Annotated in this window: 28 protein-coding genes and 1 riboswitch; of the genes, 13 read left to right on the top strand and 15 right to left on the bottom strand. The window is 71.4% G+C overall.

The features are described 5' to 3' along the window. Positions 1–34: 34 nt before the first annotated feature. From Q9R33_RS16245 to Q9R33_RS16215, 7 genes are all read right to left on the bottom strand, one after another. Positions 35–868 (bottom strand): mechanosensitive ion channel family protein, encoded by an 834-nt coding sequence (locus Q9R33_RS16245; RefSeq protein ID WP_311294403.1) that lies wholly within the window; start codon positions 866–868, stop codon positions 35–37. A gap of 319 nt (positions 869–1,187) precedes the next feature. Then, positions 1,188–2,729, bottom strand: a complete 1,542-nt coding sequence (locus tag Q9R33_RS16240) for a M20/M25/M40 family metallo-hydrolase (RefSeq protein ID WP_311294402.1) — start codon at positions 2,727–2,729, stop codon at positions 1,188–1,190. Between the two features lie 184 nt (positions 2,730–2,913). Beyond that, entirely contained in the window at positions 2,914–3,234 is a 321-nt protein-coding gene (locus tag Q9R33_RS16235) for a multidrug efflux SMR transporter (RefSeq protein WP_056370360.1), read from the bottom strand. Between the two features lie 9 nt (positions 3,235–3,243). Beyond that, positions 3,244–3,309: riboswitch (guanidine-III (ykkC-III) riboswitch) on the bottom strand. Between the two features lie 58 nt (positions 3,310–3,367). Further along, positions 3,368–4,249, bottom strand: coding sequence for a CPBP family intramembrane glutamic endopeptidase (locus tag Q9R33_RS16230; RefSeq protein WP_310248468.1), 882 nt, complete (start codon positions 4,247–4,249; stop codon positions 3,368–3,370). A 35-nt stretch (positions 4,250–4,284) separates the two neighbouring features. Continuing rightward, on the bottom strand, positions 4,285–5,658 hold the full coding sequence (locus Q9R33_RS16225) for an MFS transporter (protein WP_311294401.1): 1,374 nt from the start codon (positions 5,656–5,658) through the stop codon (positions 4,285–4,287). Then, the gene (gene trmB, locus Q9R33_RS16220) at positions 5,655–6,320 is read right to left on the bottom strand and encodes a tRNA (guanosine(46)-N7)-methyltransferase TrmB (RefSeq protein ID WP_396654124.1); all 666 of its coding nucleotides are present in this window, start codon (positions 6,318–6,320) and stop codon (positions 5,655–5,657) included. Before trmB ends, Q9R33_RS16225 begins: the two co-directional genes overlap by 4 nt. 117 nt (positions 6,321–6,437) lie before the next feature. Further along, positions 6,438–7,280 (bottom strand): DUF3097 family protein, encoded by an 843-nt coding sequence (locus tag Q9R33_RS16215; protein ID WP_310248476.1) that lies wholly within the window; start codon positions 7,278–7,280, stop codon positions 6,438–6,440. A 186-nt stretch (positions 7,281–7,466) separates the two neighbouring features. Between Q9R33_RS16215 and Q9R33_RS16210 the strand changes: the two genes are divergently transcribed. From Q9R33_RS16210 to Q9R33_RS16195, 4 genes are all read left to right on the top strand, one after another. After that, on the top strand, positions 7,467–9,497 hold the full coding sequence (locus Q9R33_RS16210) for a TPM domain-containing protein (RefSeq protein WP_311294400.1): 2,031 nt from the start codon (positions 7,467–7,469) through the stop codon (positions 9,495–9,497). Positions 9,498–9,596: 99 nt separating this feature from the next. After that, positions 9,597–10,334, top strand: a complete 738-nt coding sequence (locus tag Q9R33_RS16205) for a PspA/IM30 family protein (protein WP_056370369.1) — start codon at positions 9,597–9,599, stop codon at positions 10,332–10,334. Between the two features lie 121 nt (positions 10,335–10,455). Continuing rightward, positions 10,456–11,292: an arginase family protein gene (locus Q9R33_RS16200; RefSeq protein WP_311294399.1), complete on the top strand. Its 837-nt coding sequence runs from the start codon at positions 10,456–10,458 to the stop codon at positions 11,290–11,292. Next, positions 11,289–11,747, top strand: coding sequence for a Fe-S oxidoreductase (locus Q9R33_RS16195; protein ID WP_200919498.1), 459 nt, complete (start codon positions 11,289–11,291; stop codon positions 11,745–11,747). Before Q9R33_RS16200 ends, Q9R33_RS16195 begins: the two co-directional genes overlap by 4 nt. A 59-nt stretch (positions 11,748–11,806) precedes the next feature. Here Q9R33_RS16195 and Q9R33_RS16190 read toward each other — a convergent pair whose 3' ends face one another. The 4 genes from Q9R33_RS16190 to Q9R33_RS16175 all read right to left on the bottom strand — a co-directional run bounded on the left by Q9R33_RS16190 (position 11,807) and on the right by Q9R33_RS16175 (position 14,083). Continuing rightward, entirely contained in the window at positions 11,807–12,130 is a 324-nt protein-coding gene (locus Q9R33_RS16190; protein WP_157549698.1) for a hypothetical protein, read from the bottom strand. Between the two features lie 140 nt (positions 12,131–12,270). Then, positions 12,271–12,747, bottom strand: coding sequence for an SIP domain-containing protein (locus Q9R33_RS16185; protein ID WP_056370374.1), 477 nt, complete (start codon positions 12,745–12,747; stop codon positions 12,271–12,273). Between the two features lie 74 nt (positions 12,748–12,821). Beyond that, the gene (locus Q9R33_RS16180) at positions 12,822–13,577 is read right to left on the bottom strand and encodes a tyrosine-protein phosphatase (RefSeq protein ID WP_396654119.1); all 756 of its coding nucleotides are present in this window, start codon (positions 13,575–13,577) and stop codon (positions 12,822–12,824) included. Continuing rightward, complete coding sequence (locus Q9R33_RS16175; RefSeq protein WP_045297469.1) at positions 13,574–14,083, bottom strand: carboxymuconolactone decarboxylase family protein; 510 nt, start codon at positions 14,081–14,083, stop codon at positions 13,574–13,576. Before Q9R33_RS16175 ends, Q9R33_RS16180 begins: the two co-directional genes overlap by 4 nt. Before the next feature lie 67 nt (positions 14,084–14,150). On the opposite strand from Q9R33_RS16175, the gene Q9R33_RS16170 reads away from it, so the two are divergent. The 9 genes from Q9R33_RS16170 to Q9R33_RS16130 all read left to right on the top strand — a co-directional run bounded on the left by Q9R33_RS16170 (position 14,151) and on the right by Q9R33_RS16130 (position 22,034). After that, entirely contained in the window at positions 14,151–15,104 is a 954-nt protein-coding gene (locus Q9R33_RS16170; protein WP_235560252.1) for an alpha/beta fold hydrolase, read from the top strand. A 171-nt stretch (positions 15,105–15,275) separates the two neighbouring features. Then, positions 15,276–16,790, top strand: a complete 1,515-nt coding sequence (locus tag Q9R33_RS16165; protein ID WP_311294397.1) for an ABC transporter substrate-binding protein — start codon at positions 15,276–15,278, stop codon at positions 16,788–16,790. Further along, positions 16,787–17,737 (top strand): ABC transporter permease, encoded by a 951-nt coding sequence (locus Q9R33_RS16160; protein ID WP_311294396.1) that lies wholly within the window; start codon positions 16,787–16,789, stop codon positions 17,735–17,737. The genes Q9R33_RS16165 and Q9R33_RS16160 overlap by 4 nt, the downstream gene beginning before the upstream one ends. Further along, positions 17,734–18,636: an ABC transporter permease gene (locus tag Q9R33_RS16155; protein ID WP_056370380.1), complete on the top strand. Its 903-nt coding sequence runs from the start codon at positions 17,734–17,736 to the stop codon at positions 18,634–18,636. Before Q9R33_RS16160 ends, Q9R33_RS16155 begins: the two co-directional genes overlap by 4 nt. Then, positions 18,633–19,421 carry an ABC transporter ATP-binding protein gene (locus tag Q9R33_RS16150; protein WP_310248496.1) on the top strand — a complete coding sequence of 263 codons (789 nt, stop codon included), beginning with the start codon at positions 18,633–18,635 and terminating at the stop codon, positions 19,419–19,421. The genes Q9R33_RS16155 and Q9R33_RS16150 overlap by 4 nt, the downstream gene beginning before the upstream one ends. Before the next feature lie 56 nt (positions 19,422–19,477). Beyond that, entirely contained in the window at positions 19,478–20,212 is a 735-nt protein-coding gene (locus tag Q9R33_RS16145) for an ABC transporter ATP-binding protein (protein ID WP_396654123.1), read from the top strand. Between the two features lie 262 nt (positions 20,213–20,474). Continuing rightward, positions 20,475–20,630 (top strand): hypothetical protein, encoded by a 156-nt coding sequence (locus Q9R33_RS16140; RefSeq protein WP_310248502.1) that lies wholly within the window; start codon positions 20,475–20,477, stop codon positions 20,628–20,630. Beyond that, a complete protein-coding gene (locus Q9R33_RS16135) occupies positions 20,627–21,697 on the top strand; it encodes a M4 family metallopeptidase (protein ID WP_056370385.1) in 1,071 nt (356 codons plus the stop codon). The genes Q9R33_RS16140 and Q9R33_RS16135 overlap by 4 nt, the downstream gene beginning before the upstream one ends. Then, on the top strand, positions 21,675–22,034 hold the full coding sequence (locus Q9R33_RS16130; RefSeq protein WP_310248507.1) for a protealysin inhibitor emfourin: 360 nt from the start codon (positions 21,675–21,677) through the stop codon (positions 22,032–22,034). The genes Q9R33_RS16135 and Q9R33_RS16130 overlap by 23 nt, the downstream gene beginning before the upstream one ends. A gap of 3 nt (positions 22,035–22,037) precedes the next feature. Here the strand turns inward: Q9R33_RS16130 and Q9R33_RS16125 are convergent, their stop codons facing one another. Genes Q9R33_RS16125 through Q9R33_RS16110 form a run of 4 tightly spaced genes read right to left on the bottom strand, consistent with a single transcriptional unit; the run spans position 22,038 to position 25,035 of the window. Then, positions 22,038–22,649, bottom strand: coding sequence for a GNAT family N-acetyltransferase (locus Q9R33_RS16125; RefSeq protein WP_056370389.1), 612 nt, complete (start codon positions 22,647–22,649; stop codon positions 22,038–22,040). 37 nt (positions 22,650–22,686) lie between these two features. After that, positions 22,687–23,379, bottom strand: a complete 693-nt coding sequence (locus tag Q9R33_RS16120) for a uracil-DNA glycosylase (protein ID WP_310248510.1) — start codon at positions 23,377–23,379, stop codon at positions 22,687–22,689. Position 23,380: 1 nt separating this feature from the next. After that, positions 23,381–24,250, bottom strand: a complete 870-nt coding sequence (locus Q9R33_RS16115) for a metal-dependent hydrolase (protein ID WP_311294394.1) — start codon at positions 24,248–24,250, stop codon at positions 23,381–23,383. Further along, entirely contained in the window at positions 24,247–25,035 is a 789-nt protein-coding gene (locus Q9R33_RS16110; RefSeq protein ID WP_310248515.1) for an SDR family oxidoreductase, read from the bottom strand. The genes Q9R33_RS16115 and Q9R33_RS16110 overlap by 4 nt, the downstream gene beginning before the upstream one ends. Positions 25,036–25,076: the final 41 nt, after the last annotated feature.

Genomic DNA, 25,076 nt, shown 5'->3' with positions numbered 1-25,076 from the left:
ACAGTCGTGTCCACCTTGGCATGGTCGAGCGGTGTCAGACGGGATCGCCGGGAACGAGGGGCGGCACGACCGCCTCGCTCGTCACCGTTGCCGACCATCCGCGCCGCGCCAGTCCCGCGGTGAGCGCGGCGACCACCCCCGACGTGACGGAAAGGCCCCGCGCGGGATCGTGCCAGAACTGCACGCGCCCGGTGATCCGGGTCTCCGAAACGGCGGTGACGAGCACGCCGACCGCGGGATCGGCGAGCACGCCCTCGGCGGCGGCCGCGGACTCTGCGAGTGCCTCGACGACCTCGTCGACCCCGGCACCGGCGCGCTCGACACGCACCTGAATGTCGCTGCGCCTACCGCCGTGGCGCGAGTTGTTGACCAGGGTCTCGGCGAGGAGCTTCGAGTTCGGCACGTGCGCGGTGCGACCGTCGGGCGTGATGAAGACCACGGCGCGGGAGTTGAGCTCGATGACCGTGCCGGAGATGGGGTTGCCGTCGGGTCCTTCGACGGTGATCTCCTCGCCGAGCACGATGGGCTTGCGCGTCGCGATGAGCACGCTCGCCGCGAAGTTGTCGGCGACGCCGCGCAGCACCAGGGCGGCGACGACGACCAGCACGATCACGACGGCCAGCACCGGCTGCACATTGGCCCCGAGGAACGCGAGTGCGATCCCGAAGCCGACCAACAGCAGCGTGTACTGGGCGAATCGCGCGGCGAACCTGGTCGCCGCCGGGGTAGCCGTGGGCACGTGGCCCATGAGGTCGGTGACGGCCCTCTTGGCGATGCGCGAGGCGATCCACCCGGCGAGCAGGGCGAGGATCGCCCACAGCACCTGCCACCACGTGATCGGCGTGCTCAGGAACTGACTGAAATCCACGTCGTCAGGATACGAAGGGGGGTGCGCGCGTCGCGCGAGCCTCGCCGGGGCCCCGGCTTCGAACGAGAGGCCCCGACGACGCCCGGCGCAAAACGATGATCCCCTCGGTGCCGGAGCGCCGGGGGGATCGTCAATGCGAAGGGGTTTCTGTGTTCCGGGTCCTTTCGGGCCTTACGTCTCTGTTTTCTCTTCGCAAGATCGAATGTCCTCCTCCGAAACCCCGTCGTCAAGAGTTCACGAAGAAGTCATCTCGACGTGAGGTTGAGGGTGAGGGATGCTGCGCCCCGGCGCACGTCGCCGAGGCGCAGCATCCGCTCGATCACTGCGTGGCGTCGTCCGTGAACGCGTCCATGCTCTTGCCCGCACCGTGCGACTTGCCCGGTGTGCGGACGCCGTTGACCGTCGACGTGTCGAACGCGAACGTCATGACCGCCGCGGCAACAGCGTCGGAGTTCACGTCGAGCGCGTGCGCATTGAGGTTGTCGATGTCATCGCAGGGAGCGTGGTAGCACGGGTCGAACGCGACGCCGGCCGTGCCGCCGAAGATCGCCGCCTGCTGCGCGGTCTTGACCCCCTCGGCACCGGTGAACAGACCGCCCGCGGGGATGCCCACGGCGATGAAGGGTCCGTAGTCGCTGCGGCCCGAGAACTCGGTGTCCTGGAACGGTTCTCCGACGCTCGTGTAGTACTGCTCGAAGACGTCCTCGATCTGGGCGGATCCCTCCGGGATGAAGCCGGGTGCGGCCGTCCCACTGGAGTTGTCGCCGTCGTAGACGCCCATGAAGTAGTTCGGCGAGCCGATCATGTCGAAGTTGAGGTAGAGCGCGATGTCGCCCGCCTGCTCATCCGACAGAGCCCCGACATAGTGCTCCGAACCGAGCAGTCCGCTCTCCTCGGCACCCCACCAGGCGAACCGCACCGTGTTGTTGGGCTTGGTCTTCTGCATCTGGATGGCCGTCTCCAGCAGCGCAGCGCTGCCCGAGCCGTTGTCGTTGATGCCCGCGCCGTCCTGGACGCTGTCCAGGTGAGCGCCCGCCATGACGGTGTTGGCGTCGTTGCCGGCCTTGGTCTCGGCGAGCACGTTCCACGCGGTGCGCGTATCGGCCTCGTAGTCGACGGTCACGGTGACGATCGAGTTCGGCACCGACAGCAGGTTCGCACCCGTGGCCGAGGTCGCGAACACCGCGGGGATGGTGAGCCCGGTGGCGTCGCCGATCATGCCGACGAGACCGGTGCGGCCCGCTTGCCCCTCGTTCATGACGATCACGCCGGCGGCACCCGCCGCCTGCGCGTTGAGGACCTTGACCGCGAACCCGCACGACCCGCGCTGGACCAGGGCGATGCCGCCCGCCGGGAAGCCGGCGAAGTCCGTCGATTCGCATCCGCTGGTGTTGCTGTTCGGCGGGAGCGCCTCGGACGGGTAGACGACACCGACCGGCACGAGCGGCCCGGTCGCGGTGCCCTTGGGACTGCCGGTGTCGAAGCTGTTGCGGAGGAAGTCCGACTCGTCGACGAACGAGGTGGGGTTCGGCGACACACGGATGAGCTCGCTGTTCTCCTCGAAGTAGTCGAACTCGAACGGCTGCACCTCGGGTGTGTACCCGGCGGCGGTGAGCCGGCTCACGACGTAGTCGACGGAGGCCTTGTACCCCGGACGGCCGGCGGCCCGGTCGCCGTACTGGTCGGCGATCGCCTGGAACGCCTCGAGATGGTTCAAGACGGCATCAAGCGTCACGGCTTTCGTGATCTTGTTCACCGAGTTGTTGTTCGGTGCCGCGTACGCGGGAGCAGCGAGAGCGACGGTGGCGACGAGGGCGGTCGCGGTAGCGACAGCCCAGGCGCGCCTGGTTCTCATGGGCATGGTCGTGCCTCTCCGCCGGCGACCCCTCTGTCACCGGCTTCCTGCGGGGATGCTCACACACTCCGCGTCGGCACGGCCAGTCCCACGGCGGGCACTCTCATCGAGCTCTCATCATCAGGGCCCGATCAGGAGGGATGCTGCGACCCGGCGTGGTCGCCGGGTCGCAGCATCCGTCTCCCGAACCTCACTCGTGGCCGACGAGCTTCAGGCCGACGACGCAGCCGACCAGGCCGAGGATGAGCAGCATCTTGACGAACGAGAACGCCTCGTCGCCGGTGATCATCGCGTAGGCGACGGTCAGCGACGCGCCGATGCCGACCCACACCGCGTACGCCGTGCCGGTGGAGATGTCGCGCATCGCCCAGGCGAGTCCGCCCATGCTGGCGACGAGGGCGACGCCGAAGATCACCGACGGCCAGAGCTTCGTGAAACCCTCGGTCTTGCCGAGGGCGGTGGCCCACACGGCCTCGAGGATGCCGGAAACGATGAGGATGACCCACGCCATGACTGTGCTCCTGGCCAGTCTTGTCGCGTACCGGGTACTGATCCGTCGTCCGGGGATCCCCGGTCGGGGATCCGCTGACCACCCTAGCCGCTCCCGCTGGGCAGGGCCTGGGCAGGGTTGCGGCCCGTCCGGGTCAGACGAAGAAGAGCCAGTCGAGCATCCCCGGGTTGTGCGCGTGGACGAGCACGAGGAAGACGACCGCGTCGAACAGCAGGTGCACGGTGACCACGTACGCGAGCGAGCGCGTCTTCATGAAGATGAAGCCCTGCAGCAGCGCGAACGGGATGGTGAGCACCGGACCCCACGCCTGGTACCCCAGCTCCCACAGGAACGAGACGAACACGACCGACTGCAGGATGTTCGCCTGCCAGAACGGGAAGTGCCGCCGCAGCAGAGCGAAGCACGTGCAGATGAAGAACAGCTCGTCCCAGATGCCCACCGCGCCGACGCCGACGAAGAGGCGCGCGATGAGCTCCGGGGTGTCGACGACCGGCCAGTTGAGGTAGACGCCCGAGGTGATGAAGTAGAACGGCAGGATCAGCCAGCCGAGCAGCAGCACGGCGATGAGCCACGTCCACTGGAACCGCGTCCACCGGCCACCGCCACGCCACGGGAACCGGATGGCGCGGTCGCGATAGACCCATCGCGAGATCACGTAGGGCACGGCGACCGCGCCACCGAGGGCCACCGCGAACCGCAGGATCGCGAGGTTGTCGAGCTCCGCCTTGAGGGGGATCGCGCTCACGATGAGCAGTCCCACGGCGATGAGCGAGAGATCGCGCAGGAGGGACGGCTGACGGAGACCGGAGTCCGACGCAGGCAGTCTGGCGGCAGTATCGGTTCGTTCTGTCAGCAGCGCGGCCGCAAGGCCCGCGGCGAGCAGCACCCACCCGAGCCACGGCACCCGCACGACGAAGAACGCCGGCGCAGCGAGGCAGACGAGGAGGGCGGGCGCCAACCCCCAGGACCACGTGCGGACGGCCGGCGCGGGCGGGGCGTCGGGATGTGCGGGCATGCGCGGCGGCTCCGGTCGGTCGGGGTCGGGACAGGTCAGTGGTCGAGGGGGTGCTCGATCTCATCCTTCGCCATGCGCGCGGCGACGTACGCGAGCGCGCCGAGGATCAGCGGGATCACGCCGGCGGCGATGAAGATCGCCTCGATCGGCACCACCTCGGCGAGGGGGCCGGCGAGCGCCATCGACAGCGGCATGAGCGCAAGCGACACGAAGAAGTCCAGGCTCGAGACGCGCCCGAGCATGTGGCGCGGCACGCGGCGCTGCAGCAGCGTGCCCCAGATGACGTTGCCGTAGCTGAACCCGAAGCCCACGAGGAACAGGCACAGCGCCATGAGCCAGTACTGGTGGGTGATGCCGACGATCGCGAACGGCAGCGTGCTGACGCCCCACACGCCCATCATCACCGTGAGGTACCGGCGCGGCAGCCTCATCGACGACACCACGATCGAGCCGAGCACGCCGCCGATGCCGTAGATCGCGAGGAGGAAGCCGAACAGCCGCGGATCCTCCCCGACCCGGTCGCGGGTGACGAAGGGCAGCAGCACCTCTTCGGGACCGACGAACACGAGCACCCACCCCGTCGCGAACAGAAGCGTCCACAGCAGCCAGGGCGTGCGGATCGTGAAGCCCACCGCCTCGCGCAGGTCGTGGAGCACGCCGCGCACGCCCTCGGGCGCCTCGTGCTGCTCGCCTGGGGCGGCGGGCGGCTCAGGACGCACGAACAGCAGCAGCACGAACGCCAGCGCGTGCGCGGCGACGACGCCCCACGCCGCGTGCGCGGGTGCGAGCACCGCCGCGACGATGGCACCGGCCGCCGCCGGGCCCGCGGCCTGCTGCAGCGCGGGCCGGATGGCGCCCTCGAGACCGTTCGCGGCGAGCAGCTGCGCGGGCGGCAGGATGCGGGGCAGGATCGCACTGTACGCCGGGAAGAAGAAGCCCGCCCCCGCGCCCATCACGAAGGCCACGACCGCGAGATGCGGGATCGTCACGACGCCGAACGAGCCCGCGAGCGCGACCGATGTGATCGCGAGCAGGTTCACGAGCTCCACGATGCGCAGCAGAAGTCGGCGCGGCACGCGGTCGGCCGCGATGCCCCCGGGGATCGCGCACGCCAGCAGACCGATGGCGTTCGCCGCGGCGACGGCCGAGAGCTCGACCGGCCCGCCGCCCGCGCCGATGACCGTGTAGACCATGACGACGGCCCACATGCCCGCGCCGAGGATCGACAGCACCACGGCGCCGAACAGCATCCGGAAGTCGCGGTGCCCGAGCGGTCGGACGAAGCGCCACGGGTCGCGCGGCGGCGCGGGGGCGACCGCGCCGGACGCGGCCTGGGGCTCTCGCGCGTGGTCGGGCGCCGATCCCGGCAGCGGGACCGGGCCGGTGAGGGGTCCGGTGGGTCCGCTCATGACCTCGCGACGCGGCGATACGACAGATCTCGGATGTCGCGGCCCACGCGCGCGCCCTTGCGCTCGAATGCGGTCAGCACGCGACCGTCGAAGCGAGGGGCCCACTCCCCCTCGAACGTCGCCTCGAACTCGGGCGCGACCGACATGACTTCGCGCATCTGCAGCGCGTAGTCCTCCCAGTCGGTCGCGAGGCGCAGCATCCCGCCGTCCTTCAACGCCCGCGCCGCGATCGCGCCGAAGCCCTCGGCGACGAGGCGCCGCTTGGTGTGCTTCTTCTTGTGCCACGGGTCGGGGAAGAAGATCCAGAGCTCGTCGACGGATGCCTCGGGCAGCAGGTGCTGCAGCACCTCGGGCGCGTTCGCCTCGACGAGGCGGAGGTTCCGCGCCCCGGCGCGGTCGGCGTCGAGCATGGTGCGGGCGAGCCCGGCGCGGAACACCTCGATGGCGAGGAAGTCCGTATCGGGGCGCGACGTCGCTGCGTGCACGATGGCGTGCCCCTGGCCCGATCCGATCTCGACGACGAGCGGCGCGTCGCGCCCCCACACCGTGCCCGGATCGATCTCAGAGTCCGGCAGGATGCTCGTGGCCGCACGGTCGCGGGGGACCTCGATGACGTACCGCGGGGCGAGCTCGCTCCAGGCGCGCTCCTGCGCGTCCGACATCCGGCCGCTGCGCCGGACGAACGACACCGGCTTCTCACGGAAGGTGCGGGGCTCGGGCGCAGGCGTGGCAGGGTTCGTCACCCCTCCAGGCTACCCAGGGCGGCCGACCCCGACGGGTTACTGCGGGACCGTGACGAAGTCTATGAGCTCCTCGACGCGGCCGAGGAAGGCGGGCTCGAGGTCGCGGTAGGTCTTCACCGACGCGAGGATGCGCTGCCAGGCCCGGGCGATGTCGGCCTGGTCGCGCGCGGGCCAGCCGAGTGCCCGGCACACGCCCACCTTGAACTCGATGCCCCGGGGGACCTCGGGCCAGCGCTCGATGCCGACCGCGCGGGGCGTGACGCACTGCCACACGTCGATCCAGGGGTGGCCGACGATGAGCACGTGCTTCCCGTGGCGGCCGCGCCCGATGGCGTCGGCGATGCGCGACTCCTTCGACCCGGGCACGAGGTGGTCGACGAGCACGCCGTAGCGGCGCTCGGCCGACGGCGGCTCCTCGTCGAGCGCGGCGTCGAGCAGATCGATGCCCTGGAGGTACTCGACGACGACGCCCTCCTCCCGGAGGTCGTCACCCCACACCTTCTCGACGAGCTCGGCATCGTGGCGCCCCTCGACAAGGATGCGGCTGGCACGCGCGACGCGGGCGCGCGAGTCGGCGGTCGCGAACGAGCCCGACGCGGTGCGCTTCGGGCCGGCGGGCGCCGCGGCCGGTGCGGGCGGACCGAGCACGACGAGCTTGCCGTCGATGAGGAACCCCGCGCCCAGCGGGAACAGCCGGCGGCGTCCGAGGCGGTCCTCGAGCTCCACCATGCCGCCCGACGCACCCACGACGGCGCCGCAGAAGCCGTCGTCCGCCACCTCGACGACGAGATCACGGGATGCCGCCACCCGCGGCAGCTCCCGCACCCCGTGGCCCTTCCAGCCCGTGGCCAGCACATCGGCGCCGTAGCGATCGTCCATGGTCCTCCTCCGGATCGGCAAGGCTACCCGCCGCCCCGCACCCAGGGCGGGAGCGACCCGCAGCGGCGGCGCCTGCGTACGTTCTCGGCGAACACTCAAGCGGCGTCGGGGCCGTGGGCTATCGTCGTATCCCCGCGGCTGAATAGACTCGCGGGAGGGGGAACCCGAGTCCCAGAGGGGGGATCGATGCGACTGCGTTGGGCTGCAGCGCTGGCGTCCGCTGCGGTGGTCGTGGTCACGGCGATCAGCGGTGGGGCGGCGCTCGCGACTCCGCCGGTCACGCTCGGCTCGAGCGCGGAGTACGTGCTCGACGAGTCGGGTGTGCTTTCGTCCGCGCAGCGTTCCGAGGCGCAGTCGCGACTCGAACAGCTCAAGTCCGACACCGGCCTCGATCTCTGGGTCGTCTACGTCGACGAGTTCACCGACCCGGCGAGCGCCGCCGACTGGGCGAACCAGACCGCCGACGACAACAACCTCGGCGTCAGCCAGTACCTGCTCGCCGTCGCGACCCAGGGCCGCGCGTACTACCTGTCGGGCGACCCGGGCGGCCCCGTCAGCGACGAGCAGCTCGCGACCATCGAGCAGCAGCAGATCCAGCCCGCCCTCGCCCAGGACGACTGGCTCGGCGCGGTCGACGCGGCGGCCGACGGTCTGACGGACGCCGTCGGCGGGTCCGGCGCCGCTGCCATCGGCTCCGGCGGCAGCGGGTGGCTCACCTGGCTGCTCGTCATCGTCGTCGTCGGCATCGGCATCGTGCTGCTGGTGATGTTCCTCCGCCGGCGCAAGAAGGGCGCGGTGACCGCCGGGCCGGCAGGTCCGCCCCAGCCCAGCGTCGAGGAACTCGAGCGGCGCGCGTCGTCGCTGCTCGTCGAGACCGACGACGCCATCAAGACGAGCACGCAGGAGCTCGGCTTCGCGAAGGCGCAGTTCGGCGACGCCGCGACCACCGAGTTCGAGGCGGCACTCGCGACCGCGCAGCAGAGCCTCGACGAGGCGTTCGGGCTCAAGCAGAAGCTCGACGATCACATCCCCGATTCCGAGCAGGACACGCGCGCCTGGAACGAGCGGATCATCGCGCTCTGCGAGGCCTCCAACACCCTCCTCGACGAGAAGGCGGCCGCGTTCGACGAGCTGCGCAAACTCGAGCAGAACGCCCCCGAGGCGCTCGCGCGGGTGCACGACGCGAAGGCGAAGGCCGAGGCATCCCTCGACCAAGCGACCTCCCGGCTGCAGAGCCTGCAGACGGCGTACGCGCCTGAGGCGCTCGCGACCGTCGTCGACAATCCCGAGCAGGCACGGCAGCGCCTCGCGTTCGCCGACGAACAGCTCACCGCCGCGGAGGCCGCCATCGGCGCGGGCGACGGCGGCGAGGCCGCGGTCGGGATCAGGGCCGCCGAAGAGGCAGTCGGCCAGGCGATTCTGCTCGAGAACGCCATCGACAAGCTCCAGTCCGACCTCGCCGAGGGCGAGCGCAACGCCACCGCCCTCGTCGCCGAGCTCGAATCCGACATCGCCGCGGCATCGGCCCTCCCCGACACCGACGGGCGGATCGCCGGCGTCATCGCGTCGACGCGCCAGCAGCTCGATGCCGCGCGCGCACAGCTCAGCGGCACCGCCAAGCGTCCGCTCGCGGCACTCCAGAGCCTCGAAGCGGCCAACACGCAGATCGACACGCTCGTGCAGGGCGTCCGGGATGCCGAGGCCCAGGCTGAGCGCGCACGGCAGATGGTCGGCCAGGTGATGATGCAGGCGCAGGCGCAGGTGTCGGCGGCCGAGGACTACATCACCGCCCGGCGCGGCGCGGTCGGCGCCCAGGCACGCACCCGCCTCGCCGAGGCCGGAGCCTCACTCGCGCGCGCCCAGGCGCTGCAGGCGAGCGACCCGCAGCAGGCGATGCAGCAGGCGCAGCGTGCCGACCAGCTCGCCGGGCAGGCGATCCAGCTCGCGCAGAGCGACGTCGGCGCGTTCGACGCCGGCTCAGGCGGCATGTTCGGCCCGAGCCAGCAGGGCGGCCAGTCCGGCGGCGGCATGCTCGGCGCCGTCCTCGGCGGCATCGTGCTGAACTCCGTGCTGAGCGGTGGCCGCTCCTCGGGAGGCATGGGCGGCGGCCTCGGCGGCATGCTGGGCGGCGGTCCGAGCCGCTCGTCGGGCGGAATGCGACCCGGTAGCTTCGGAGGCGGCGGCACGCGCGCGCGTCGAGGAGGTGGCCGCTTCTGACCCGAAATCGCCCGGCCGCCCGCGGGCAGCGAGCTGCGGCATCCGTCTCCAGACCAGACTCACCGACCCAGAACTGACGTCCGATAGGAAGGAAAACCGATGGCGAAGCAGTCCATCTTCGGTCGCATCTCGACCCTCATGAAAGCGAACATCAACGCACTCCTCGACTCCGCTGAGGACCCGCAGAAGATGCTCGACCAGCTCGTGCGCGACTACACGAACTCGATCGCCGACGCCGAGTCGGCCATCGCCGAGACCATCGGCAACCTGCGCCTGCTCGAGCGCGACCACCAGGAGGACGTGCAGGCCGCCGCCGAGTGGGGCAACAAGGCCCTCGCCGCCAGCCGCAAGGCCGACGAGCTGCGCAAGACCGGCAACACCACCGACGCCGACAAGTTCGACAACCTCGCCAAGATCGCGCTGCAGCGTCAGATCAGCGAGGAGAACGAGGCCAAGGCGATCGCGCCCACCATCGCGACGCAGAACGAGGTCGTCGACAAGCTGAAGGAGGGCCTCAATGGCATGAAGCAGAAGCTGGAGCAGCTGAAGGCCAAGCGCTCCGAGCTTCTCGCCCGCGCCAAGACCGCCGAGGCCCAGAACAAGGTGCACGACGCCGTCAAGTCGATCGACGTGCTCGACCCGACCAGCGAGCTCGGCCGCTTCGAAGACAAGGTGCGCCGCCAGGAGGCCCTCGCCGCCGGCAAACAGGAGCTGGCCGCGTCGACCCTCGACGCGCAGTTCAACGCCCTCGAGGACGTCGGCGAGCTGACCGAGGTCGAGGCGCGCCTCGCCGCGCTCAAGTCCGGCGCTCCGGTGCAGGCCGCGATCGAGAACTGAGCCCACCGCTCGCTGCCTCGGGGCGTCGGATCCGCGCGGATCCGGCGCCCCTCGCGTCTGCCTCCAGCGAACGGACGGCAGGACGGATGCCTCGACCCCCGGTCTGCGCGAAGATGAGGAGATGACGCGTTACCTCGTGGTCCCGCAGTGGCAGGGAAGCCCGTCCTCCCGCGCGATGCAGCTGATCGACGGCGCCCAGGCGATCGCGGGAGACCTCCCCCGGGCCTCGACCACCGTGCTCGACGTGCCCATGGAGGCGGGCGAATCGCTGGGCACCGGCATCCATCGCCTGAGCGCATTGCAGCGCGTGCGCGGGATGGTCGCGCAGGCGCTCGACGCGCACGATGCCGCGGCGCCGGATGAGCCGGTGCTCACGATCGGCGGCGACTGCGGCGTCGCGCTGGCGCCGATCGCTCACGCCGCCCGCCGCTCCCCCGGGCTCGCCGTGGTCTGGATCGACGCGCACCCCGACCTCAACTCGCCGGACTCGTCGCCGTCGGGCGCCTTCGCGGGCATGGCGCTGCGCGCCGTGATCGGCGACGGGGATCCCGGCCTGGCGCTTCCCGCCGGCACGATCGCCGCCGAGCGCGTGATCGTCGGCGGGGCGCGGTCATTCGACGACCCCGAGCTCGAGGTCGTCGCGGAGCTCGGCATCACGGCGCTCACGGTGGACGCGCTGCGCGACGCCGACGCCCTCGCCGACGCCGTGCTCGCAACGCGGGCCGACGCCGTCTACATCCACATCGACATCGACGCGCTCGACCCCGCCGAGATCGCGGGCAACGCGCACCCCGAGCCGTTCGGGGTCACCGTGACGGAGCTGACCGTCGCGGTCGCGCGCCTGCGCGAGCGGGTGCCGTTGGTCGGCGCATCCCTCGCCGGCTACTCGCCCGCCTCGCTCGCGGCGGCGACCGACGACCTGGGCGCGATCCTGCGCGTGATCGGGGCGCTGGCGTGAGTCCCATCCCCACGCCGCCCGCCGGGTGGCGCGCCGCCGCGGAGCGCGCCGTCATCAGGGGGCGCCGCATCGACGACGCCATCCCGTCGATCCTCCTGGACTCGCCGATCAGCCGCATCGGCTACTGGTACGGCTGCGCAGTGGGATGGGTCTGGGGCACGCTCTGGAGCACCGGGCGGGTCGAGAAGCGCGAGGGCCTGTGGGTGTTCCGCGGGATGCCCCGCTGGACGTTCCCGCGCGGCGGCTCGTGCGTCGGCGCGTGCTTCCTCACCGGCGACGGGCGCGTCACCGACGCGCTGCTGCGGCACGAGGCGGTGCACAAGCGGCAGTGGCAGCGCTACGGGCTGCTCATGCCCGTGCTCTACCTGCTGGCCGGCCGCAACCCGCTTCGCAACCGGTTCGAGATCGAGGCCGGCCTCGCCGACGGCAACTACGTGCCGCGCGGCGCGGCCTGATCGCACGAGGCGACGACAGCACGAAGGACGCGGCCGGATACTCCGACCGCGTCCTCAGGTCACTTCTGCCCTTGGGTGTGACCGTTGCAGCCCCACTCCCCGAGGCCCGGGATGTTGACCTCGGAGGCGCCGCCGCCGTGCAGGCTGGCGGCCTTGCGGACCTCCTGGTCGAACTGGCCCCAGTTCTGCGTGGCCCCCGGCTCCACGCCCGAGCCGTCGGTCTCGTGGTCCTCCAGGCCGGAGAACGCGCACGGCGAGTTCGCGTTGCTGCGCGCGCCGGTCGCCTCGCCGTTGGCGTTGTACTCCCCCGCAAATGCTCCGCCCGCGGAACCGAGCACCAGCACAGCCCCCACCGCGATTCCCAACATGATCTTCCTGCGCATGATGCGCCCCCTCCAGTCGACAGGGCGGCAGCGAGCTCGCCCGCGCTCATCGAACTCCGAGGCTCGGGCCCCGTCAATGAGGTGAATACCAGGGCAGTACCTAGGGAGCGTGCATCGCGGCGCCGACGCCGCACGGCGACTCAGCGCGCGGTGGCGAGGCCGTACTGCGCGGGGGTGTGGATCGCGTCCGCGCGGATGCCCAGCTCGACCAGGTGGTCGACGATGTCGGCGGTGCCGAGGTAGCCGCCCAGCAGGTGGATGCGGGTCTCGTCGTCTTCGGCACAGAGCATCTCGTCGGCCCACGCGGTGACCGCACGCGTCAGCGCCTCGCCCGACGCGCAGCCGCGGCCGGTGCCGGGCGCGCCCGACCGCTGCGAGCGGTCGAGCCACGTCACGATCATGCGGCTCGGAGCGGTGATCTCGGCCAGCCACGAGGCATCCGGGATCTCGATGAACACCCGGCCCGTCGAGCAGATCGGCAGGGTCGCGAGCACGGCCTCGAGCTCGGCCAGCGACGATTCGTCGGCCGTGATCAGGTGCTGCACGCGCGTGTGACGCGACGCACGGCACGCCGACGCGTTGTGCGCGGCACTCTGAGGCTGGATGTTCTGGACCATGACCCCTCCACTATAACCGCTGATGAAGGGTTGCCTTACCTCATTACCGATCGTGAAGAGCGGATGCCTCGCCTCTACGCGCTGCGGTGCAGCAGCACGCGGCGCAGCTCGGCGATCTCGTCGTCGGCCAGGCCATGGGCGCGCAGGTACTCCTCGGCGGACCCGTACCGCCGCGTGACATCGTCGAGCAGTGCCCGCATGACGGGCGCCGGGGACCTGGTCGCGAGGTCCTCGAGGTGGACGGCGTCGGGGTGCATCGCGCGCAGCATCTCGACGATCTTGCGATTGCGCTGCGGCGGAAGCAGCCCCTCGGTGCGGGCGTAGTCGGCGACGACAGCGTCGGGGTCGACACCGGCAGCGGCGAGGGTGAGTGCGATCGTCACGCCCGTGCGGTCCTTGCCGACGGTGCAGTGCACGAGCACCGGCTGGTCGACGAGGATGCCGCGGACCACCGCGGTGACACCTTCGGAGGAGTCGTCGACGAGTCGGCGGTACATCTCGTCGAGGCTGATGTCGTCGCGGAAGAAGGACTCCACCGATCCGAGGAACAGGGGCACGCGCTGCGTCACGACGTCGAGACCGGCGATGCGGCTGGGTTCGCGCGCGACCTCGTCGTCGGCGCGGAGGTCGATGATGCGCCGGAGGCGAAGATCCGCGAGCGCCTGGGTGCCGGCGGGATCGAGCCGGGCGAGGTTGCCCGAGCGGAACAGCACGCCGAACCGCGTGGCCGCGTCACCCGCGCGCAGGCCGCCGACGTCGCGGAGATTGACCGCGCCCGGTACGACGGGGTCGACCGGTGCCGGATCGATAGGGGGTGTGGGGATGGTCACCAGGCGGCGCCCGCGGCGGCGTCCTTGTCTTCGCCGACGAGGTCGTCGCGGGGCGGCGTGCTGTACCGGCCCGCGATGGCGATCCGGTTGAACGCGTTGATCGAGACGAGGATCCAGCTGAGGGCGACGTACTCCTTCTCGCTGAGCACGCCGCCGATGCGGTTGTACACGTCGTCGGGGATGCCGTCCTCGTGGATGTAGACATACGCCTCGGCGAGCTCGAGGCCCGCCCGCTCACGGTCGGAGAAGACGCCCGACTCGCGCCACACCGGCAGTTGCGCGATGTCGTCCGCCGTGACGCCGGCGGCGAGCGCCCGCTCGACGTGCACCCGCACGCAATAGGCGCAGCCGTTGCGCTGCGAGGCGTGGATCTGCACGAGTTCTTTGAGCCGGTCGTCGATGCCGTTCTCGGCGGCGATGCCGCCCACGGTCTTCGAGAAGGCCGAGAGCGCCTGATAGGCGGGTCGCGCCGCTCGCGAGAGATGCACGCGGTGTTCTGCCGTCATGACGCCAGACTACCCAGGGCCGGCTCGCGCGAGGCCGGGCGTCGCCGGGGTGGGGCATGATGAGCGGGTGAGCGACCCCATCGACGAGTTCTCGTTCCTTCCCGAGCAGGCCGCGGAGGCCGGCATCCCGGCTCTCGTCCCCCATGGCGAGCGGCTGTCGCTGACGCTGGCCGACGGACGCACATTGAGCGCGCTGCGGTACACGCCCGCGGACTCCCCCGGTGCCGCCCCCGTGGTGACGTTCCTCCACGGCGCGGGCCTCAACGCGCACACGTGGGACACCACGATCCTCGCGCTCGGGCTCCCCGCTCTCGCGATCGATCTGCCCGGCCACGGCGATTCGTCGTGGCGCGACGACACGGCCTACGTCGCGCGGGTGCTCGCGCCGGACGTCGCGGCGGGCATCGACACCTGGACCGACGCCCCGCAGCTGCTCGTGGGGCAGTCGCTCGGCGGGCTGACCGCGGCCGCCGTGGCGTCGTCCCGACCCGATCTCGTGCGCGAGCTGGTGGTCATCGACATCACGCCGGGCCTGGACCCGAACGCGGGGGCGCAGCAGATCCGCGACTTCTTCGCCGGCCCCGCCGACTGGGGGTCGCGCGACGAGCTCGTCGACCGCGCGCTCTCCTTCGGGCTCGGCGGCGGCACCCGCCGCAAGGCCGAGCGCGGCGTGTACTTCAACTCCCGTGTCCGCCCCGACGGCAGAGTCGAGTGGAAGCACCACTTCGCCCGGCTCGCGAACGCGGCGGCCTCCGGGCCGGCGGTCCCCGAGCCCGTCGAAGGGCAGGACGCCGTCGCCTCGGTGCTCGGCGAGTCCGGCTGGGCGGATCTCGCCGCCGTGGCGGCCCCGACGACGCTCCTGCGCGGGGAGCGCGGCTACGTCACGGACGACGACGCCGCGGAGTTCGCGCGACGCGTGCCCGCAGCATCCGTCGCCGTCGTCCCCTCGGGGCACAACGTGCAGGAAGAGATCCCGCTGGAACTGGGCGCGCGCCTGCGTGCGATCGCCGGCGTCGCGTGACCGCTGCGGCGCTGGTCGGGAAGCGTTAACACTTCTGTTGCGTTCCGGGTACCGAGTCGCCGCGCACCTCGGCGATATCCCTAGGCTGATACCCATCCGGCAGTCCTGACCCCCCTGGGCAGCCCCGGGGCCCCGCACACCACACACGGGCCCCTCCCCGAAAGGACCTTCATGCTCCGTCGCACCTCTCTCGCCGCAGCCTCGCTGCTGGCCGCCGGTCTGCTCGTCCTCACCGCCTGCAGCGGTGGCGGGGGCGATGCCGCGCCGACCTCGCCCGGGGAGCCCGACCCCGACGCGTCGGTCGCGGTCCGGCTGGTGCTCGAGCCCGGCAACCTCGACATCCGCGAGACCGCAGGGTCGGCGCTCGACCAGATCCTCGTCGACAACATCTACCAGGGCCTCGTCGCCCGCACGCCCGAGCAGGACATCGTTCCCGCGCTCGCGAGCGACTGGACCGTCTCGCCCGACGGCCTCACCTACACCTTCACGCTGCGCGAGGGGGTGACGTTCCACGACGGCCAGGCGCTGACTCCGCAGGACGTCGTGTGGTCGCTCACGACTCGCCGCGACACGCCGGCGTGGCGCGACGCGGCGCGCCTGGCGAACGTCACCTCGATCACCGCCGAGGGGCAGGACATCACGCTCACCCTCAGCGAGCCCGACTCGAGCCTGCTGTGGAACCTCACCGGCCGCGCCGGCATCGTCCTCAAGGAGGGCGACACCGTCGACTACAAGACCAAGGCGAACGGCACCGGTCCGTTCGTGCTCACCGAGTGGCGCCAGGGCGACAGCATCACCTTCGAGCGCAACGACGCCTACTGGGGCGACGCGTCCGGCGCCGCCGAGGTCGTGTTCGAGTACATCCCCGACAACCAGGCCGCCCTCAACGCGGCGCTCGCGGGCGAGGTCGACGTGCTGACGGGCTTCGACGCGAACCTGAAGGAGCAGGTCGAGCAGAACGGCGACTTCGCGCTCGTGCTCGGGAAGTCCACCGACAAGGGCACGCTCGCGTTCAACCAGACCACCGGCCCGCTCGCAGACAAGCGCGTGCGCCAGGCGATCCGTCAGGCGATCGACCACGACGCCATCATCGAGGCCCTCGCGTCAGGGCAGACCCAGTACGGTCCGATCCCCGAACTCGACCCCGGCTACGAGGACCTGTCGGACGTCGCGCCGTACGACCCGGAGGCCGCGAAGAAGCTCCTCAAGGAGGCCGGCTACGAGGACGACCTCGAGCTGACGCTGACCATCCCGAGCTTCTACTCGACGACGATCCCGCAGATCCTCGTGTCGGACCTCGACGAGGTCGGCATCACCCTCGATGTGGACTCGGTCGACTTCACCACGTGGCTCACCGACGTCTACACGAACCACGACTACGACCTGAGCTTCGTGCTCCACACCGAGGCCCGCGACTTCGAGAACTGGGCGAACCCGGACTACTACTTCACCTACGACAACCCCGAGGTGCAGGACCTGTACGCCCAGTCGCTGGCCGCCACCGACGAGTCCGAGGCGGCAGACCTGCGGAAGCAGGCCGCCCGCATCGTGTCGGAGGACGCCGCCGCCGACTGGCTCTACAACGGGGCCTCCGTCGTCGCCGTCGGCACTAACATCGCCGGTATGCCGTCGATCAACGTGAACGAGCGCCTGAACGTCGCCGAGATCGCCAAGAGCAACGGGTGATCCGGTACACGCTGACCCGATTCGCCCTGCTCCTGCTCGGGCTTCTCGTCGCCAGCGTGCTGATCTTCCTCACCCTCCGGGTGCTCCCCGGTGACATCGCGCACCTCATCGCCGGTGTCGGGTCCACACCCGAGCAGCAGGACGCCATCCGGGAGCGGCTGGGCCTGGACCGCCCGCTCCCCGAGCAGTACCTGACCTGGGTCGGCGGACTCTTCCGGGGCGACCTCGGCACCTCCCTCCTCACGGGCACGAGCGTCGTGGACGAGCTCGCCCAGAAGGCGGAGGTGACCGTGCCCCTCGGCATCCTGTCCCTCCTCATCGCCGTGGTGATCAGCGTGCCGCTCGGCGTGCTCTCGGCCATGCGGCGCGGGCGCGCCTCGGGCACGGGACTCAGCGTCGGCGCGCAGACCCTCGCCGCGGTGCCCGTGGTGTGGGCGGGCATGATGCTCGTCGTCGTCTTCGCGGTGTGGCTCGGGTGGCTGCCCGCGCAGGGCTTCCCGCGGTCGGGGTGGAGCGACCCGTGGGCGGCACTGCGCGCCCTCATCCTCCCTGCCCTCACGATCGGCATCGTCGAGGGCGCCATGCTGCTGCGTTTCGTGCGCAGCGCGACACTGCAGGCGGTCGGGCAGGACTTCGTGCGCACCGCGGCCGCGAAGGGGCTCACGCGCGACCAGGCGCTCCTCCGCCACGGCCTGCCCGTCGTGGGACTGTCGGTCATCACGGTGCTGGGCCTGCAGGTCGCCGGCATCATCGTCGGCGCCGTGGTCATCGAGCAGCTCTTCTCCCTCCCCGGCATCGGCCGCATGCTCGTGGCCGACGTCGCCGCGCGCGACCTGCCGAAGGTGCAGGGCGAGCTCCTCGCGCTCACCGGGTTCGTGCTCATCGTCGGCTTCGTCGTCGACCTCGTGCATCGCGTGATCGACCCCCGGCAGCGGGAGGCATCGTGAGCCCGCGACGTCGTTCACGCTGGGCGTGGCTCGGCGGGCTGTGGTCTCTGTCGACAGGACGCTTCGGGCTCATCGTGGTCGCCGTCGTGGGGATCACCGCGATCGTCGCGCGCTTCTGGACGCCGTTCGACCCGCAGAAGGTCGACATCGCCGACCGCTGGGCCCCTCCGGGCTGGCCGCACCTGCTCGGCACCGACGGATCGGGGCGCGACATCCTGAGCCTCCTGATGGCCGGCGCCCGCACCACGGTGTTCGTCGCGATCGGCGCCGGCATCGTCGCGACCGTGATCGGCATCTCGCTCGCGGCCCTCGGCGCCCTCACCGCGCGCTGGGTTCGCGAATCCGTGGCGGTGTTCGTCGACATCCTGATCGCGTTCCCGGTGCTCATCATCGCGATGATGATCTCGGCGGTGTGGGGCGGGTCGCTCTGGGTCGTGATCTGGGCGGTCGGCATCGGCTTCGGCGTCAACATCGCCCGCGTCACACGGCCCGAGCTGCGCCGTGTTCTGCAGAGCGACTTCGTGCTGGCGGGACGCGCCTCCGGCCTCACGCCGGCCCAGAACCTCTGGCGGCACCTCCTTCCCAACGTCGCGCCGGTGTTCATCGTGCAGCTCTCGTGGGGCATGGCGGTCGCGGTGCTCGCGGAGGCCGGCCTGTCGTACCTCGGATTCGGCGCGCCGGTGACCGAGCCGTCCTGGGGTCTGCTCCTCGCGCAGCTGCAGCAGTTCATCGGGGTGCACCCGCTGTCGGTCGTGTGGCCGGGTCTCGCCATCACGATCACCGTGCTGGGGCTCAACCTCCTCGGCGACGCCCTGCGGGAGGCGACCGACCCGACACTCTCGCGCAGTCCGTTCGCGACCCGGCGCGCACGGCTGCACATCCCGGAGGTGGTCTCGTGAGCCTCGAGGTGCAGGGCCTGACGATCGACATCGGCGACCGCCGTGTCGTGGACGGTGTGTCGTTCGCCGTGCCCGATGGCGCCCGCGTGGGACTCATCGGCGAGTCAGGGTCGGGCAAGTCGCTCACCGCCCTCGCGATCCTGGGCCTCCTGCCCGACGGTGCGACGGCGTCGGGCAGCGTGCGGTGGAACGGACGAGAGGTCCTGGGCCTGCCCGACCGCGAGCTCGCCGAGCTCCGCGGCGACGAGATCGGCATCATCTTCCAGGAGCCGCGCACCGCGCTCAACCCGATCCGCACCGTCGGGCGCCAGATCGCCGAGTCGATCCGCATCCACGAGGGGCTCTCGAAACGGGATGCTGCCGCCCGCGCGGTCGCCGAGGCATCCCGTGTCGCCCTCCCCGATCCGGACCGTATCGTGGCTCGCTATCCCCATCAGCTGTCGGGCGGCCAGCGCCAGCGCGTCGCGATCGCGATGGCGCTCGCCTGCCGTCCGCGCCTACTGATCGCCGACGAGCCGACGACGGCTCTGGACGTGACGATCCAGGCCGAGATCCTCGAGCTGCTGCTGTCGCTCGTGCGCGACGACGGCATGTCCCTCGTCTTCATCACCCACGACCTCGCCGTGCTGTCGCAGATCGCGACGCACGGTGTCGTGCTCGAGCGGGGACGTGTCGTCGAGGAGGCTCCGGTGTCTCAGCTGCTGTCGGCTCCGGCATCCGTCGTCACTCAAGAGCTGCTGCGCGACGCGACGGCGACGCTGTGGCGGCCGGGGGGCGCGGAGTGAGCGTGCTGATCCGCGGCCGCGGGCTCACCCGGCGCTACCCCACGCCGAAGACGCACCTGTTCGAGAAGCCCGCGTTCACGACGGGACTCGAGGACGCGGACATCGACGTGCGCGAAGGCTCTGCGGTCGGCCTCATCGGCGAATCGGGCTCCGGCAAGTCGACGCTCGTCCGCCTGCTGCTGGCGCTCGACACCCCTTCCGCCGGCACCCTCGAGTTCGACGGGCGACCGGTCGACGCGAGCGCCTCGGCACGGTCGCTGCACTGGCTGCGCAAGCAGACGGGGATCGTGTTCCAGGACCCGTATGCGTCGCTCGACCCGCGTATGAGCGTCGGACGCATCGTCGGCGAGCCGCTGTGGGCGCTGGGGATCGACGGCGACCGCCGCGCGCGCGTGCGCGAGGTGCTCGAGGACGTCGGCCTCGAGGCGGACATGGCCGACCGCTTCCCGCACGAGTTCTCGGGCGGCCAGCGGCAGCGCATCGCCCTCGCCCGCGCGATCGTGCACCGTCCCCGGCTGCTCGTGGGCGACGAGCCGCTGTCGGCGCTCGACGTCACGGTCCGGGCGCAGATCCTCGAACTGCTCGGCGAGCTGCGGGTGCGCGACGGCCTGACGCTCCTGATGGTGTCGCACGACATCGGCGTCGTGCAGAACCTGTGCGACGAGGTCGTCGTCATGAAGGACGGCCGCATCGTCGAGGAGGGCCCGACCGAGAAGGTGCTGCTGCAGCCCCAGGTCGCGTACACACGGCGGCTGCTGGCATCCATCCCTGTCATCGAGAACGGCAGGTAGTCGCGGAGGCCTCGCCTCGTCCCGGCCGCTCCCCCGGAGGTGTGTCGCGCGACGAGCGACCGGTCCTTGGAGAAACAGTCCTGGGGATAAGGACGCTCGGTCAGGACCCGCGAGGGTCCTCGAGAGACGGATGCCGCGATCATCGCCGAGACCGCCCGTTGGCGCGGCGGTCGCTTCCTCCCCGGGGGTGTGGCGGGTCGTCCTTATCCCCAGGAGCATCTCCGGCGGAACAACCGCGCGCGTGGGCGGCGATCATGGCTTCGTGATGTCCTGGCAGATGGCGATGGCGCGCTCGGGTCACGTCGCGTCCACCCGCGACCTGCACCGCATCGGACTCTCGGACGTCGACATCCGGATGTTCGTGTCCTACGGGCTGCAGCGCACCCTGTCGGTGACGGCCAGTAGGTTCGGAGCATGAGCCCCGGAATCGTCCCCCCGTACCTGCTCGCCCGCATCGCCGCCGTGCAGGAGGAGAACTGGGCTCGTGCGGCCGACGCGGCGCACCGCACCCTGGCGGCGCCGCGCGAATACCGTCCGGTGCGCTCTCGCCTGCGCCTGTCGATCCAGGAGCCGGGAACGCTCGTCGCCGAGGCGACGCCCGCACCCGACCGCGAGATCTCCGACGCGAAGCACCGAGAAGTGCTGCCGGGTACCCGGGTGCGCGGCGAGGACGACCCGGCGACGGGCGACGCCTCCGTCGACGAGGCGTACGACGGGCTCGGCGCGACGTACGACTTCTGGTGGGACTCCTACGCCCGCGACAGCATCGACGGCTCGGGCAGCTCGCTCCTGGCGACCGTGCACTACGGCCGCGACTACGACAACGCGTTCTGGAACGGTGAGCGCATGGTCTTCGGCGACGGCGACGACGAGGTGTTCCGCGGGTTCACCCGGTCGCTCAGCGTGATCGCGCACGAGCTCGCGCACGGCGTGATCGAAGACGAGGGGGGCCTCCTGTACCGCGGCCAATCCGGCGCGCTCAACGAGTCGATCGCCGACGTCTTCGGCGCCCTGGCCGAGCAGCACCGCGATGGGGAGACGGTCGCCGAGGCGACGTGGCTCATCGGCGAGGGGATCTTCACCGACGCCGTGCAGGGCGTCGCGCTGCGGTCGCTCAAGGCCCCCGGCACGGCGTACGACGACGACGTGCTCGGCAAGGACCCGCAGCCCGCGCACATGCGCGACTACGTCGAGACCCGCGACGACAACGGCGGAGTGCACATCAACTCGGGCATCCCCAATCACGCGTTCTACCTCACGGCGAAGGCGCTCGGCGGCCATGCGTGGGAGCGCGCCGGGCTCATCTGGTACCGCGCCCTGACGTCGGGGACGCTCCCGTCCACGGCCGATTTCACCACCTTCGCACGCGCCACCCTCGCCGCGGCCGCCGCGGAGTACGGTGAGGAGTCGGAGGAGGTCGCCGCCGTCCGCGCCGGGTGGACGGGCGTCGGCGTGATCCCGAATGACCGAGAAGCCGAGTCCTGACCCGACCGCACCTTCCGCGGCGCCGCCCGCGGTCGAGGTCGACGTCGCGCGCACCGGTGGCATCGCCGGCATGACGCGACGGTGGTCGGCGCAGCCGCCCGAGGCGGAGGCGTCCGAGTGGATCACCCTCATCGACCGCTGCCCGTGGAGCGAAGCGGGCAACCGCGAACCGATGCCCGATGGTTTCGTGTGGTTCATCCGCGCGACGTGGTCGGGGACCGGCCCCCTCGAGGCGGAGCTGCCCGACGACGAGGTCGTGGGCGCCTGGCGCGAACTCGTCGACGCCGTACGCGACTGGAGCCGGCAGAGTGCCGACCCCGATCGGCCGAGCCGCTGACGCTCAGCGCGTGAAGAGGCCCTTCTTCTTCGCCGGCTTGAGCGCCTTCTGCATGTAGATCGTCCCGAGCCACCTGCCGAACTTGAAGCCGACGCGGCCCATGCGGCCGACCTCGACGAAGCCCATCCTCTCGTGCAGGGCGACCGACCCTTCGGCGCCCTTGTCGCTGATCACCGCGACCATCTGCCGGATCCCGGCTGCCTCGCACGCCTCGATGAGGGCTTCGAGCAACGCGCGACCGAGCCCCTTGCCGGTCGCGGCCTGGCCGAGGTAGATCGAGTTCTCGACCGAGAACCGGTACGCGGACTTGCTCGACATGGGCTGCACGAGCGCATAGCCGAGGACCTGACCCGACGGTGACTCCGCCACGAGGAAGGGCAGCCCCTGCTTGGCGAGGCCGTCGCGCTTCTTGCGCCACTGGGCCACCGACCACACGTCTTCGTCGAAGGTCACGACCGAGTTGGTGACGTAGTAGTTGTAGATCTCGCGGATGTCGGGGATGTCCCGGTCCTCGACAGGACGGATCGTGAACGAGAACGGACGCTCGGGCTCGGGCTGCCGCTGCAGATGGCGCGGCAGCTTGCGGCGGTCCTTGTCGTATTCCTCTTCGAGCATGAACTCCTCCTCGATGTCTGCGATCGGCCGGCGGCCCCTACGCGGGCACTCGCCAGTCGACGGGGTCGGCGCCCTGCTGGGCGAGCAGCTCGTTCGACCGCGAGAACGGCCGCGAGCCGAAGAACCCACGGCTCGCCGACAGCGGCGACGGGTGCGGCGATTCGATGATCGGCGTCGTGCCGAGGAGCGGTCGGAGGTTCGCGGCATCCCGTCCCCACAGGATCGCCACGAGCGGCCTGTCGCGCGCGACGAGCGTGCGGATGGCGTGCTCGGTCACCTTCTCCCAGCCCCAGCCGCGATGGGATGCCGGCGCGCCCGGCGCGACCGTGAGCACGCGGTTCAGCAGCATGACCCCCTGGTCGCTCCACGCCGACAGGTCGCCGTGCGGCGCGCGCGGGATCCCGAGGTCGCTCTCCAGCTCCTGGTAGATGTTCCCGAGGCTGCGCGGCAGCGGTCGCACGTGCGCGTCGACCGCGAACGAGAGCCCGATCGGATGCCCCGGCGTGGGGTACGGGTCCTGCCCGACGATGAGCACCTTCACGTCGGGAAGCGGGCGCTGGAACGCCCGCAGCACGAGGTCGCCGGCCGGCAGATACTGGCGTCCGGCGGCGACCTCGGCGCGGAGACGTTCGCCGAGTGCGGCGATGTCCGCAGCGACGGGTGCCAGCGCCGCCGACCACTCCGGGTCGATGAGTCCGGCGTCGGCGAGCTCGGGCAGGGTCATCGCCATCTCAGGCGCGCTCCACCGTCGTGGTCATGACGAGCTCGAGGCCGCCCTCGACCGGCGCGGACGTGAACGCCACGGTCGCCGCCGTCAGCTCGTGCAGAGAGGCGACGTGCGTACCGCCGCAGGGGATCCTCGCTTCGGCGCCCGGCAGCCCGCACACCCACGTGCGCCGGTCGGCGAGCGCGTCGCCGTCGCGCTCGATGCGCACCGCGCCGCCCGCGGCGATCCAGTCCGCGAGCTCTGCGTCCACCCGCGCCGCGAGGGCGTCGAGGTCGCCGAGCGCGTCGGGGTCGAACCCCTTGCGCCGCAGAGACTTGCCGATGCGGTAGACGTCGCGAGAGCCGTCCGGCAGGATCCGCGACTCCTGGATCGCGAGGGCGTCGAAGGCCGGGGCGCCGAGCGCATCGGTGGGCGCGCCCTTGCGCCACGCGTCGGCGAGTGCCGCGTCGAGGGCGAGAGAGGCCAGGTGGCAGGCGGTGTGCCCTGCCGAGAGCGCGGCGCGGTAGGCGGCATCCACCGTCACGTCCACCGTGTCGCCCACCGCAACCGCGGCGCCGTTCTCGACGAGGTGGGCGACGACGAAGGTCCAGCCCTCGGTGCCCGTGCGCACGGGGACGTCGGGGCCGAGCAGCAGCCCGTCACCCTGCGTCGCGCCGACGACGGCGTCGACCACGACGAGCTCGGCGCCGCCCACGCCCAGCGTGCCGCGGTCGGCGGGCTGATCGGGCCACGCGGTGTCGACCGGGTGGAACGCGGTCTCGTCGAGGACGACGGCGGTTCGCCCGTCGCCGGCGTCGGTGACGTGGACGACCGTGCCGCGGGACGAGGTGGCGCCGGCCGGATAGGTGACGACGGTGCCGTCGGCGAGGGTCACAGCTCCTCCGCGCCGCGCGGGCGCAGCGGGCCGCGCGCGAGGAGGAACTGCGCCGACTGCGCGACCGGGCGCATGGTGATGAGGTCGAGGTTGACGTGGCCGGGTGCATTGAGCGCGTACGCGATGACGTCGGCCACGTCGTAGGCGGTGAGCGGCTTCTCGACGCCGTCGTACACGCGCTCGGCCGCCGCACTGTCGCCGCCGAGGCGGTTGAGGGTGAACTCCGGCGTGTGCACCATGCCCGGAGCGACCTCGATCACGCGGATCGGCTCGCCGTTCAGCTCGAGCCGCAGCGCGTGCGCGATCATCGCCTCGCCGGCCTTGGCGGCGTTGTAGCCGGCGCCGCCGGCGTACGCGGTCTGCGCGGCGGTGGAGGTGACGAAGAGGGTGTCGGCGTGACCGTCGGATGCCGCAGCCCGGCGCAGCTGCGGCAGCAGCGCTGCGACCAGCCGCTGTGCCGACAGCACGTTGACGTCGAACATCCACTGCCAGTCTTCGACGCGGCCGTCCTCGACGCGGTCGGTGCCGCGTGCGCCGCCGGCGACGTGGACGAGGGCGTGCACCGGGCCGGAGTCCGCCAGGAAGGCGGCGAGCGCCTCGACGTCGGCGTCGGCCGTGAGATCTGCCGCGAACGCGACGGCACCCGTCTCGGCCTCCAGGGCGGCGAGCCGATCGGCGCGCCGGGCGACGCCGACCACATCCCATCCGCTCGCCCGCAGCGCCCGCACCGCCGCTTCGCCGATCCCCGAGCTCGCCCCGGTCACCACTGCACGTCTGTTCGCCATGACCACAACGCTACCCACGTCGCGCCCGGAGGCACTCCCCG

It is taken from the genome of Microbacterium sp. PRC9, assembly GCF_031844125.1.
Taxonomy (GTDB): domain Bacteria; phylum Actinomycetota; class Actinomycetes; order Actinomycetales; family Microbacteriaceae; genus Microbacterium.
Note: the sequence above shows the minus strand (reverse complement) of the source record. Positions and strands in the feature narration are given on the sequence as shown.